The organism is Acetatifactor aquisgranensis (assembly GCF_943193215.1).
Lineage (GTDB): Bacteria > Bacillota > Clostridia > Lachnospirales > Lachnospiraceae > Acetatifactor > Acetatifactor aquisgranensis.
On record NZ_CALPDH010000029.1, the window covers coordinates 20,933 to 33,617 of the forward strand.

The following is a 12,685-nucleotide window of genomic DNA, read 5'->3' on the forward strand; positions in this document are numbered from 1 at the left end:
GGATTGGGAAAAATTATCATCAAACGTTGTCTCCAAAACCCAAATGCCGAATAGCCAGCATATACTCATCCCAAGGCTGCACACGCAGATTCCGCCGCAGTCTCTCCGCCGCTTCCTCCCTCTTTCCTAACCGCATCAAAAACAAAATCCGCACTCCCTCCAGTTCCCTGCACAGCGGGCTGGTACAGGTATGGCAAATCTCGCACCTCTCCTCCCTGTCCAAAATCTCCTGCAGCCGCTCCGCGCTCTCCGTATAATAAGCCGCCAGAAACTCCATCTGCAGATGCCCTTTCTGCCGGTTATAATACTTGCGCCCGCCCCCGGACTGCTTTCCCTCCGCTTCCAGCCATCTCCGGATTTTAGCCGCATACCGCCTCCCTCTCTCCGCATCCCCGCAGAGAATGCAGGCGAACACCGCGTCACAGATTTTACCCTCCATGGTCTTCTCCGACAGCCCATTCCGGAACATCCTGTCAAACGCCCTCACAGCGCCGTTCCTGCTGCCATACAATAGCTCCCACCAGCCCTTACAGCAATAATAAGCCGGATAAGAAACCGTACTTCTCTTTCCATCCGCAGTCGCCGAACCGCCTTTCAAAAAACGCAGAAACGATTCCCCGAAACCGCCCCCCATCTCTTTCTTCCACTGACCGAGCACCTGCTGCGCCTTGCCTTTCAGCCCGGCTCCCAGATACATGTTCACCAGCCTCTCATACCGGGTCCAGTTATTCTTCACATAAAACCGTTCATAGACAGCCGCCGCCTCTTCCACCCTGCCCGCCCGCATGGCAAATTCAGCCAGATTGTCTCCGAACCAGTTGTTCTTATTCTCCCCCGCCAGCCCCTCGTACTGCCGGTAAGCCTGATACGCCATCTCCGCATCGCCCAGCAATGCATACAGATTCCCCATATCCGCATAGATGACAGGGGACATCTCCTTGTCCATATACAGAATGGCTTTCTTCAGATAGAACAGAGCCCTCTCATATTCCCCCAGATACTTATGCGTAAAACTCAGCCCGTTCAGCGCATAGGGATTGGCATAATTAATATAGAGAGCCTTCTCAAAATCCTCCCTGGCCTCCTCCAGGCGGTGGGCCGCCCTGTGAAATATCGCCCGCTCCACCAGCATGAAATCATCGGGATAATGATACAAATATTCCGTCAGAATGGAAAGTCCGATTTCATAATATTCCTCTTTCCCCTCCTCCACCTGCTTGAAATAGCTGCGCCTGAACTCTTTCAGCTTCTCGTTGAGCTGGCCTACGTCCATGACCTCTTCCTTCATCTGGAACCGGTAAGCATCTATAAGCACACTGCCTGCGCCGTTCCTCTCCGCATCCTCCACCACCTTGTCGAAATCCTCTCCGCGCTTCAGATCCAGATACACCTTGGCAAGGTACTCATAGGACTTCACAAAACCGGGAAAATACCGGATGCACTGGCTGGCCGCCCGGACTACTCCTCCGGCGTCCAACTGCCTCCTGCAGGTCTCCAGCATGGAGGCATAGGCCGCAAAAATCTGAAATTCCTCAACCAGCCGCCTGTCTATCTCGAGACTCTGCTCATACTCCTGCATCTCCGTATACACCTGGGCCATTTCCAGCAAAACGCCCGCGTCTTTGGCGTCACCTGTCAGAATCCTTTTCCCCTCTTCAATGGCAAGGGCAAAATTCTCCTTATCCCGAAAGCCCAGGCTGTGATAACACTGTATCCGGATCAGACATGCCTGCCGCAGCCTGTCCCTGTCTTTCTTGTCCTCAGCCTCATCGGCTCCGGCGTTCCTTTCCATCTTCGCCTCCAGAGCCGGCTCCCAGCGTCTGGTCATGGCAATGGCGTCTTCATACTCGGCCTCCTCCACATAAAGCTTTGCCATAAGCCCATAGTACTCCGCCTCCTTTTCCGGCGGCAGAAGCTTTTCAATCTCCAGGGCCAGCCGAATCCCCCGGGCAATCTTGCCGTCCTGCAGATAGCACCAGCAAAGGTCCAGGCCGCTCTCCCATCTCCTGTTTTCCCGAAAGTCACTTTCCAGTCCCTTTTCCAGTTCCGCGTTGACTTTCACAAGCAGGTCCATAAATGCGTCATCGCTGCCTGCCGCCAGCACTTTCTCCGCGCATTTCTTGGCATCCCGGTACCGCCCGGCCTCATAATACCATTCGGTGAGCCGCACATTAGCCATATAATGGCTTTCATTCTCCGCTTTCAGCTCTTCGTAGAGCTGCGCCGCCCGCTTTTCATAGACGCCGTCCTTCCCGCCTTTCTGGCCCCAGAGTATCTCGGCAAAATTATAGCTGATCATGGCATCTTTCGGGAATTTCACCAGCTGCTCTTCCAGCAGGGCCACGGCCTCCTCTATCCGCCCCTGTCTCACAAGGACATTTGCCCGGCTGACCTCCATCACAGGATGCCCGATGCCCATGGAGTCCGCACTCTGCACACATCTCTCCGCCTCCTCCAGCTTCCCCTCGTGCAAGGCCTGCCAGCATCGGTCATAATACTCCAAAAACTGGTCATAATCCCCATCCTCCGGCCCCTGAAACTGGGTGAAATCCAGATCCTCCCCCCGCTCGCACCGGCTGATGATGAAGTGCATGAAATTGGCGGGGAACTTCTCCCGCAGCGCCTTTGCGTCCTTGACAATGGACAGCTTTTTGTCAAATAATTTCCAGACCTCCGTGGGCAGCTTAAAATGGTCTGTCAGGAAATGCAGCAGCTTCTCCCGGCAGTTCTCTTCCTCCTCCAGGGAAAGGAAGATGTCATCATCGAAAAGCGCTTTCCAAAGCTCCACATTCTGCCTGGAACGGATATTCTGATAGATTTCCACGGCCTTTTCCATCCACAGGCCGGAGGGCGTGGTGTCCCGGGGCTTTTCCTGCGGCTGCGCATTCTCAGGCTCTTTCGCGTATCTGCAGGCCTCCTCATAAGCTGTCCGCAGCAGCTTAAATCCCTCCGGGTCATCTTCCGGGTTCGTCACCGCCAGCTTCTCCCTGTAGGCGTTCTTAAGCGCCCGCTCATCCTTTGTAGCCTCGATTCCCAATATCTGAAACGCTTCCGTCCGATTCATATCAAGCCTCCTGCTTTGCTGTTCTCTCTGCCATTGCGGCACATTACAAAAAGGGCAGAAGAATCCTTCTGCCCCCAAAGTCCATCCATTCCTTAAAAATCAAATTTATCCGCGAAATAGGCATCCAAGTCCTTGATTGCGACTCTCTCCTGCTCCATGGAGTCACGGAAGCGCACGGTGACGCAGCCGTCCGTCTCAGAGTCGAAGTCATAGGTGACGCAGAACGGCGTACCGATTTCATCCTGACGGCGGTATCTCTTGCCGATATTCCCCCTGTCGTCATACTCGCAGTTGTATTTCTTGGAAAGCTGTGCGTAAATCTTCTCAGCGCCCTCACCCAGCTTCTTGGAAAGAGGCAGCACGCCGATTTTCACGGGCGCCAGCGCGGGATGGAAACGAAGCACGGTGCGCATGTCGCCGCCCTCCAGCTCCTCCTCGTCATAAGCCGCGCACAGGAAAGCCAGCACTACCCTGTCCGCGCCCAGGGACGGCTCGATGACATAAGGTATGTACTTCTCTTTCTTCTCATCATCAAAATAGGACATATCCTCCCCGGAGGTATTGGCGTGCTGGGTCAGGTCATAGTCCGTCCTGTCGGCAATCCCCCACAGCTCTCCCCAGCCAAAGGGGAACAGGAACTCGATATCCGTGGTCCCTTTGCTGTAGAAGCACAGTTCCTCAGGGCTGTGGTCGCGCAGCCGCATCTCGTCCTCCTTGATGCCCAAAGCCAGCAGCCAGTCCCTGCAGAAGCCTCTCCAGTACTGGAACCACTCCAGATCCGTGCCCGGCTCACAGAAGAATTCCAGCTCCATCTGCTCAAATTCTCTGGTGCGGAATGTGAAATTGCCCGGCGTAATCTCATTGCGGAAAGACTTTCCTATCTGGCCGATGCCGAAAGGAATCTTCTTCCGGGAAGTCCTCTGCACATTCTTGAAGTTCACGAATATGCCCTGGGCTGTCTCAGGGCGCAGATATACCACGCTCTTGGCGTCCTCTGTGACGCCCTGGAACGTCTTGAACATCAGATTGAACTGGCGGATGTCCGTAAAGCTGTGCTTGCCGCAGCCAGGACAGGGGATATTGTTCTCCTCCACGAAATCTTTCATCTTCTCCTGGCTCCAGGAGTCCACGCTCTCCTCCAGCTGGATATTCTTCTCCGCGCAGTAATCCTCTATCAGCTTATCCGCCCGGAAACGCTCATGGCACTCCCTGCAGTCCATCAGCGGATCCGAGAAGCCGCCCAGATGGCCGCTGGCCACCCATGTCTGGGGGTTCATCAGAATCGCACAGTCCACGCCTACATTGTAAGGATTCTCCTGCACGAATTTCTGCCACCACGCCTTTTTTACATTATTCTTCAGTTCAACGCCTAAATTGCCGTAATCCCATGTGTTGGCAAGGCCGCCGTATATCTCCGAACCCGGATAGATGAAGCCTCTCGCTTTCGCCAGCGCCACGATTTTGTCCATTGTCTTTTCCATATCGAAATCATACCTTTCTGTCTTCTATATTTACTGATACAAAATGCACACAGTTCCTTCCGCACCCGATGTATTGATGCTGCCGTCCGAATTCACGGACGCCCCCTCGCTGATATAAGTCACCTTTCCGGGACAGTAGACGTTGCCCCTGATATCCGTAATCAGCACACTGCTGCCCGTGTCCTGTTTCACCTGCTCTTCCGAAAGCGGCGCGTTATCTTTTACACTCTTTAAGGCCGCCCCGTCCATGCGTCCCTCTCCGGCCGCACCGGATGCAGTCCCAAAGTAAATCTCCTCCCCAAGGAACGCGGCCGCGCTCTCCCATCCGTCAAAACGGTAGGCCACCACGACCTTTCCGCTGCCGTCCTCCAGCGCTTCCACCTTTTCCACAGCCACAGCGTCCGATTTTCCTGACGTGCTGTTGAACCGGGCCGCTTCCTCTCTGGCCATATCCTGGAGCTCTGAGAGGACATAATCTGTATGATCGAACACTCCCACCTGCCATACGGTGACTCCTCCCTCCTTGTCCACAGCTACAGAAGGGGTATCCACGATATCCGGCACCTTAGCCACCCCGCAGCCCGCAAGGAATACGACGCACAGGCAAAGTATTGCCGCAAGTCTTCCATATTTTCTCATTATCGTACTAATCCTCCCAAATTTTCAAGGAGTTGTTAAAACTATTTTTAACAATTCCATAGTATTGTACCAAAAACAATTCGCTTTTTCAACACAGAGTTTGCAGAACTTCGAGACTTTTGAACTGATGCCCCGCAAAACGCTTCATATATCTGTCTGCCACAGCCTGCAGCTGCCCAAGGACGCTGTTCGTCACATTGAAAGTATAAAGCTTCTCAACAGGGCTGGACGTTATGTAACGCAGCGCATACAGAGTGGAATCCTCCGCCTCGCCTGCCCCTGCCAGTTCCGCGAAAGCCTCTTTCGTGAAATCCCTGGGGAACTCTCCATTGACAGCCATGGTCCTGCATTCAAAGATACAACGCACCAGCGGGTTCGGCAGGGAAGCGGCGCAGAGCGCCCGGAGCGACTGATACAGCAGCTTCATCATCTCCCGCTCGTCATTGCCCTCTCTGGTGCAGAAATCCGTCACCTCGGCAAAGTACATGCCGTAACAGGCGCCGATGTAATCTGACCGGAGTTCCTCAAAATAATTCTTCACATCCGCCTCGGAGAGGGTGTAAGAACTCCTGCCCTCGTACAGCTTGAAGTTCCCAAAGGAAAAAGGGATAGTGGCCGCTGCCAGACGGCTGCCCGGCTTTCTGGCTCCTCTGGCGAAAGCCGCCACTTTCCCTTTCTCCCTAGTCAAAAGGCTGATACGCCTGTCGTACTCCCCCGCCGGGCTCTGCTTCAGTATGATTCCTGTCACCCATATATAGTCCTGCATGATCGCCCTTTTCGGTCTGCTCCTGCCTTACATTCGACACAAAAGACAGATAATCCTCCACTTTTCCGCTGCTCTCGAATTGCTTCCAGTATATTTCTTTCATTTCTGCATCCTCCTCAGTACCAAACTTCCCATAGTAGAGTCTGCATTTTTAATGTTTTATATTCGTTCTTTTCCTGGCAGGTCTTTCTAGGCGTTGCCTGAGATATCCTTCTGATTATAGCCGAAATTCCGCAGGAGATAGTCGCTGTCGCGCCAGTCTTTGCGCACTTTTACAAAGATTTTCAGGTTCACCTGCATCTCCAGCATCTCCTCGATATCTTTCCTGGCCGCGCTGCCGATTTTTTTCAGCATCAGTCCGCCTTTTCCGATGATGATTCCCTTATGCGAATCCTTCTCGCAGGTGATGGCCGCCTCGATGTGGCAGATTTTGTCAGTTTCCTGCATGGATTCCACGCTCACGGCGATTCCGTGGGGAACCTCGTCCTCCAGCAGGCAAAGTGCTTTCTCTCTGATCATCTCTGCCACAATCTGGCGCATGGGCTGATCCGTGATCGTATCCTCGTCAAAGAATGCCGGCCCCTCAGGCAGATAATTGAAGATGCACTTCACCAGCTCGTCCGTATTGTCCCCTTTCAAAGCGGACACCGGCACGATTTCCGCACAGTCCAGCGCTTTGCGGTAGGTGTCTATGAATACAAGTATGTCATCTTTTTTCACAGTGTCTGTCTTATTGATGACCAGGATGACAGGAGCTTTCACTTTCTTCAGTTCCTCGATGATATGCCTCTCTCCTGCCCCGATGAAGTTGGAGGGCTCCACCAGCCACAGGATGACGTCCACCTGGTCTAAAGTGGTCTCCGCCGCGCTCACCATGTACTCGCCCAGCTTATTCTTGGACTTATGGATGCCCGGCGTATCTACGAACACAATCTGTCCCTCCTCCGTGGTCAGCACTGTCCTGATACGGTTGCGGGTAGTCTGGGGCTTGTTGGATGTGATGGCTATCTTCTGCCCGATCAAATGGTTCATCAGCGTGGACTTTCCCACGTTCGGCCTGCCAATCAAGGTGACAAAGCCTGATTTGTACGATTTATTCTCCATTTCTACCTCATTTGTCTGTGTTTTTTACATCTAAGCTACATCTCATCATTATACAAGAGCTTTCCGGAAAAATCAATTGTGTATCTATCTTTTTTCACTTTACCGTCATCTGTCAGGCCCCCCGGCGTCCCGTCCGGCCTTATTCTTTCTCTTTTCCGTCGTTCTGCGGAGATGCGCCGGCCTCCCATTCCTGCATCCGCGCCCTCCGGGCCTGCATCCCGGCCTCCGCCTCGCGCTCTTTTTCCTCTTTCTTCCTGATGCGTTTCGCCCGGGCTTTCTTACAGCACACTGCAATGACCGCAATCACAATGCCCCAGATCACCAGATAGGGAATATGCGTCAAGAACCAGATGGCCAGCTCCATCACGCCGTCCCCGATGTCCCGCAGGCTCCTCATGAAGCCATCCGCGATTCTTTTTCCCGGGCCTGGCTCTTTTTCCTGCATATCCGTCAGCTCCCTGACCTCGGACACATTTAATTCCACAGTGCTGTAGTCTATCAGATTGTCCATTGTGCGCAGTTTGGACTCCATGCTCTCCAGCTGATAGCGGACCTCCGACAGGCGTTCCTCCAGCGTGATGATCTCTTCTATCGTTTCCGCCCGCTCCAGGAACTCCAGCAGCCTCTCCTGCTCCGTGCGCAGGGTATTCCTGCGGCTCTCCATGTCCACATAGGACAGCGTCACATCCTCCACATTGTCATGGCGTCTGACCACATTGCTGATGTCCGACACGTTCTGCAGGAAAGAATTCAGCTTTGCCGCCGGAATCCGGATGGTCAGATTCGCATAGCGGGAGGCGGCATAATTTGAATAGCTGCTGCCGTTATAGGTCTCCATGCTCTCTATGTAACCGCCCATATCCCGGACCTGCGTCTCGAGAGAGGACATCATCTGCTCGAATTCCTTTGTCTCCACCTCCAGGCTCACGGTCTGAATCAGCTTCCGGCCCTCCGGGACTCCCGCGCTTTCAGAGGCGCCCTCCTCTGCGGCTGCGGAATCGGCAGCTTCATATTCAAGGCCCTCCTCCATGTCATACATGCCGCCGCCCATATCATAGACAGCACCGGCGCTGTTCTGGCTGCTTTTATCTGTGTTCACGGAAACTCCGCCATCGGCGCCGCAGCCCGTGTACATGACTGCTGCCAGAATGCACAGCAGCGCTGCCGCCCGCTGCCTCAGATTCCTGTTTCTCCCTCTCCGTTTTCCGCTTTCCCTGCTTTCTTTTTTCATAACTCCCTCCTGTCCTGTTCCCGCTTTTGGAAACTGTTCTGTATACGCCATATACAATGCGACCGAGGCACTCTGCCTTGACAGAAATGCCCCGGTCTTATGTTATTATGGACGCCAGAAATCAGGAAAGGTTCTCCAGTATCATGAATTTATCCGCTTCCGCCTTGATTTTCTGTTCACTTCCCACCACGCAGAGGAAATCGTCCTTCATGAAAGCTCTGATATACTCCGCCAGGCCGCGGATGTCGTCAGGCGTCGCCGCGATGACCTCATCCCGTTCTTTCTGAATCATGTCATATGTCAGGCCGCTCATATAGGCATCCCTGGAACGGCGCCCTTTGGCAGCCGCAGTCAAAGGCATGTCCAGCTGGCTGAAAGTTCCGATGATATACTGGGTCATGGTCCGCTCGTCCGCGTCATAGGCCTCGATGAAATCTGCCGCCTCTTCATACACGTCAATGGTCTGTCCCAGGTTCGGGTCGCGGTAGGATACGAAATAGCAGTCGCCCGTCCTCGCAAATCCGCACATGCAGCCATACGCACCGCCCTTGACGCGGATGTTCGTCCACAGATACTCATATCCCATCATCACGCCAAGAACCTTAAGCGCTCCCCTGTATGGAAGGCCTTTCTTCAGGAAATTGCCGGCACGGCATACATACTGCACCTGTCCGGGGGTCATGAATCCTTCGTTCTTCCGGGATACCTCCGGCTCATAGCTCCCTTTCTCCACCTCACATGTGAACAGCTTCTCCTTCAGGGCCGCAATGGAAGGCTCCAGGGCTTCAAAGGCCTTTCTGTCCCCGGTAAAGTCCACAATCAGGTTTTCCGGGCGGAAAATCATTTTGCACAGCGTCTCCAGCCGCTGGCTCAAAAGCTCTCCCCCGGCCTCGAAATCTTTCTCCAGCCCGGACGCCAGACGGTACTGCCCCACGCCCGTCAGAGCATCGTTCACCGCGCCCTTAGCGTCGCCGTAGGAAAGCGCCCTGGTGACAGCCACGCTGTGTCCGGATTCCAGCATGTATTCCCGATACCTGGAATTATTCTCCGCCAGAATCTCTTTCAGTCTCTTTTTGTCCGTGAATTTGCTGGTCAGTATCAGCTCTTCCATCAGCTCCAGGGCCCTGGACAGATTATCATACAGAGCCTTGGTACAGACCTCCATGAAAAAGGTATAGCGGCCGGGATCCTCCACATTTGCGTATCCAAGGCCGGACACTGTCAGGTCGCCGGCGGCCAGATTGATTTCATTGCTCAGTTCCGCATAGGAATAATGGGCCGTATCCACATGGCAGAACACATTCTGCAGGATACCTATATAAGGAAAATACTCCGCCGGAACATCCTTTACCTCAAACATCAGACGCAGATACCCGATGCCGTTGGTAAACACCTCATGATACAGCGCCTTGCCTCCCGCCAGGCTTCTCTCCTCATTTACCAAAGGAGCCGCCTCCCTCTTCATATCCTCTCTGTTCAGCAGGGGAATCTTCGCCCGGTTCTCCGGCAAATCCTCGTCCTCTCTGAAAGCGTTCAGCGCATCCATCATGCCATGAATGCCGGTAATCTCTTCCTCAGACAGACTTTTCCTGATATCCGCCAGCTTCCCGGCCAGTTTCTCTTCCTGCCTGACCGCCAGCCCTTCCTTAGGCTGCAGGATCACCATGGCCGCATGGGAATTCTCCAGCAGATATTCTTTCACCAGCTTCTCGAAATATCCCTCCTCCACCTTTGCCCGAAGTTTCGCGTATGTCTCATTGGCCTCGATGTGGATGAAAGGCTTGCTGTCGTCATATACCCAGCTGCCCAGAGCCTGCAGGCCGTACATCAGCCCTTTGGGGAAACTCCCGAAGTCTGCCTCTCTGTAGCGGAACTCAAAGTGGTTGATTGCCGCCAGCAGGGCTTTTTTGTCAAATCCTTTTTCCACGATTCCCGCAAGGGTCTCCCGGATGGTGGCCCCGAACTCCTCTTCCCTGGCCAGGGAAGTGCCTTTGGCTACCACGCCGAAATAAGGCTGCTTCAGGTCATTGTCATAGATGCTGAACACATCCTTACCTATCCCTTTGTCAATCAGCGCTTTCTTCAAGGGAGCGCCCGGTACGGTGCAGAGGACAAAATCCAGAATCTGGAACGCCACATAAAGCTCCCTGTCCAGATTGTTCCCCACAGCCTGGCACCATGCCAGATAGGTGTTCTCATCGGCGTCCTCACCCTCGCTGACGGGGAATTCCCTCACTCTGCGCACCGGCCGGGCAAAGGGCGCTTCCGCCGTCACCTCCGACTCCACTTTCAGGGCTTCGAAAGAAGACAGATAATGCTCGTCGATGAACTGCAGCTTCTCGGCCATGTCCATATTGCCATAGAGATAGATATAGCTGTTGGAGGGATGGTAATAGGTCCTGTGGAAATCCAGGAACTGCTCATAGGTCAGTTCCGGGATTGCCTCCGGGTCTCCGCCGGATTCACAGGCGTATGTGGTGTGGGGGTAGAGGGCCGTGCTGATCTCCCGGTACAGCACGCTGTCCGGCGAGGAAAACGCTCCTTTCATCTCATTATAGACTACGCCGTTGTAGGAAAGCTTCCCCTCCTCATCCAGTTCATAATGCCAGCCCTCCTGGCGGAAGATGGCTTCTTTCTCATAGATATTGGGATAGAACACCGCGTCCAGATACACATGCATCAGATTCTGGAAATCCTTGTCGTTGCAGCTGGCCACCGGGTAGACCGTGCGGTCCGGGTAAGTCATGGCATTCAGGAAAGTATTCAGGGAACCCTTTGCCAGCTCGATGAAGGGATCCTTGATGGGGAATTCCTTTGAGCCGCAGAGCACGGAGTGCTCCAGGATATGGGCCACGCCGGTGGAGTCCTTGGGCGTGGTGCGAAATCCGATATAGAAAACCTTGTTGTCGTCATCATTGGATATCAGAGCCAGCCTGGCTCCGGTCTTCTTATGCCGGCACAGATAGGTCACGCTGTCGATGTCCGCTATCTTCCTTTTTTCGATAATCTCATAGCTCGTCAAATCTTCTACCCTCATTTTTTACGCTCCTTTTCTCTCAAATCTGCCATTATAGTCCTAACAGCGCCAGTTTGCTGACGCTCACTTCCTGTATCACAAAGCCCTGCTGCTCTTTCAGGGCGGGCGGGGTGTCCGCAAGCTCCTCCACCGTGAGCAGCTTCGTCACATAGCGCTTCTTTCCGGCGCCGCGTGCCCCGCGTCCCTCTTCGCCGCCGAAGCCGAAGAGGGGCTTCTTCTCCTGGATGACGTTCACCTTGACCCTTGCTTTCATCTGCCTGTAGATTTTTACCAGAAAACTGTCCGGCGCCAGATAGTACAGATGGGTCTCCAACGTATCTTCCAGGTCCGCCCCGGGCAGGATATACCGCTCCATGATCAGGCGGAACTTAAAGGGAATCTCCTCATCGTCCAGAAGCTCCCTGAACGTATATTTGCTGCCCACATATAGCCGGGAGGTGTCCTGCATGCTGTATTTATAATCCTCGTATATTTTCTTTTCCATACTTCTCTCCACGCCAGTCCTATATCCTGCCGACATCCGGGAAATCCGTTCTGCGGATTCATCCGTCAATGTCCTCTATCTGGTGCCCGCTTACACGCATTGCGTCCCGGATGGCTTTCGCGGACAGGCCTGTCTCCTCCATCAGCTCCTCCGGCGTCACCTTTCTGCGCAGTTCCTGCGCCAGCTCCCCCGCCTTATCGGCCACCCGGTTCACCTTGTCGGCGATTTTTCTGTCATTCTTCTCGGTATCCGCGCGCTCCCTGATGCATTCCTCGCAGGCATCCATAATGCGCTTGACCAGCATCCCCCGGACCTCCGAGGGCTTCCCGAAAAATGGCTCGGCCTCCGCGCTTCTGTCGGCCTCTCCCATCCTGGCCAGCATCTCCACGCTTACCGCCAGAGCCACATTGCCCTCTCCGATCAAATCCTCCAGGGCCACGCCCTGTCCCGCGTAGAGTCTGGCGATATCCGCCACCTCCCGCAGGTAACTCTCCGTCAGTAACTGCCCTGCGGCCTTGTCTCCTGCCATGACCGACATGGCGTAAGCCTCTCTCTGTCCGTCACTGTATACAGGCAGAGCCTCTATCTCATCCAGATACATCTGCAGATAGTCTCTCTCCTCGTCAGTGAGGAACGCATCCTGGTCCGGCGGCTCCTCCCCGATGCCCACATTGCGCTTCCGCAGATATTCGAATACCATCTCCAGCTGGTTTTCCTTTAGATCCAGCCCGGCGAATTCGCTCCTCACCTGCTCCTCACTGACGCAGTTTCCCTGCTCTTTCGCAAGCCTGCGCACTCTTTCAAGAGTCTGCGCAAAAATAATTTCCTGATTCACTTGCCTCTCCTTTTCCCTTAATGGCACAAACAATCGGTGAAAAC

Annotated in this window: 10 protein-coding genes; all 10 read right to left on the bottom strand. The window is 54.1% G+C overall.

Features of this window, described 5'->3' with window-relative positions:
* Nucleotides 1–19 precede the first annotated feature (19 nt).
* Complete coding sequence (locus NFS35_RS21315; RefSeq protein WP_251209091.1) at nt 20–3,064, bottom strand: J domain-containing protein; 3,045 nt, start codon at nt 3,062–3,064, stop codon at nt 20–22.
* Nucleotides 3,065–3,156: 92 nt separating this feature from the next.
* Entirely contained in the window at nt 3,157–4,545 is a 1,389-nt protein-coding gene (locus NFS35_RS21320) for a glycine--tRNA ligase (protein ID WP_251209092.1), read from the bottom strand.
* A 30-nt stretch (nt 4,546–4,575) separates the two neighbouring features.
* Nucleotides 4,576–5,184, bottom strand: a complete 609-nt coding sequence (locus NFS35_RS21325) for a hypothetical protein (RefSeq protein ID WP_251209093.1) — start codon at nt 5,182–5,184, stop codon at nt 4,576–4,578.
* Between the two features lie 88 nt (nt 5,185–5,272).
* Nucleotides 5,273–5,950, bottom strand: a complete 678-nt coding sequence (gene recO / locus NFS35_RS21330; RefSeq protein ID WP_251209094.1) for a DNA repair protein RecO — start codon at nt 5,948–5,950, stop codon at nt 5,273–5,275.
* Nucleotides 5,865–6,053: a hypothetical protein gene (locus tag NFS35_RS21335; RefSeq protein ID WP_251209095.1), complete on the bottom strand. Its 189-nt coding sequence runs from the start codon at nt 6,051–6,053 to the stop codon at nt 5,865–5,867. Before NFS35_RS21335 ends, recO begins: the two co-directional genes overlap by 86 nt.
* 86 nt (nt 6,054–6,139) lie before the next feature.
* Entirely contained in the window at nt 6,140–7,054 is a 915-nt protein-coding gene (era, locus tag NFS35_RS21340; protein WP_251209096.1) for a GTPase Era, read from the bottom strand.
* A gap of 139 nt (nt 7,055–7,193) precedes the next feature.
* Entirely contained in the window at nt 7,194–8,285 is a 1,092-nt protein-coding gene (locus tag NFS35_RS21345; protein ID WP_251209097.1) for a DUF4349 domain-containing protein, read from the bottom strand.
* Between the two features lie 121 nt (nt 8,286–8,406).
* The gene (locus NFS35_RS21350; protein ID WP_251209098.1) at nt 8,407–11,322 is read right to left on the bottom strand and encodes an insulinase family protein; all 2,916 of its coding nucleotides are present in this window, start codon (nt 11,320–11,322) and stop codon (nt 8,407–8,409) included.
* 31 nt (nt 11,323–11,353) lie between these two features.
* The gene (locus NFS35_RS21355) at nt 11,354–11,806 is read right to left on the bottom strand and encodes a hypothetical protein (protein WP_251209099.1); all 453 of its coding nucleotides are present in this window, start codon (nt 11,804–11,806) and stop codon (nt 11,354–11,356) included.
* Nucleotides 11,807–11,864: 58 nt separating this feature from the next.
* Nucleotides 11,865–12,641, bottom strand: coding sequence for an RNA polymerase sigma factor RpoD (locus NFS35_RS21360; protein WP_251209100.1), 777 nt, complete (start codon nt 12,639–12,641; stop codon nt 11,865–11,867).
* Nucleotides 12,642–12,685 lie beyond the last annotated feature (44 nt).

Bases quoted from the DNA above. Each gene is read 5' to 3' on its own strand.
- NFS35_RS21315 (WP_251209091.1), bottom strand. From the start codon at position 3,064: ATGAATCGGACGGAAGCGTTTCAGATATTGGGAATCGAGGCTACAAAG.
- NFS35_RS21320 (WP_251209092.1), bottom strand. From the start codon at position 4,545: ATGGAAAAGACAATGGACAAAATCGTGGCGCTGGCGAAAGCGAGAGGC.
- NFS35_RS21325 (WP_251209093.1), bottom strand. From the start codon at position 5,184: ATGAGAAAATATGGAAGACTTGCGGCAATACTTTGCCTGTGCGTCGTA.
- recO (WP_251209094.1), bottom strand. From the start codon at position 5,950: ATGCAGGACTATATATGGGTGACAGGAATCATACTGAAGCAGAGCCCG.
- NFS35_RS21335 (WP_251209095.1), bottom strand. From the start codon at position 6,053: ATGAAAGAAATATACTGGAAGCAATTCGAGAGCAGCGGAAAAGTGGAG.
- era (WP_251209096.1), bottom strand. From the start codon at position 7,054: ATGGAGAATAAATCGTACAAATCAGGCTTTGTCACCTTGATTGGCAGG.
- NFS35_RS21345 (WP_251209097.1), bottom strand. From the start codon at position 8,285: ATGAAAAAAGAAAGCAGGGAAAGCGGAAAACGGAGAGGGAGAAACAGG.
- NFS35_RS21350 (WP_251209098.1), bottom strand. From the start codon at position 11,322: ATGAGGGTAGAAGATTTGACGAGCTATGAGATTATCGAAAAAAGGAAG.
- NFS35_RS21355 (WP_251209099.1), bottom strand. From the start codon at position 11,806: ATGGAAAAGAAAATATACGAGGATTATAAATACAGCATGCAGGACACC.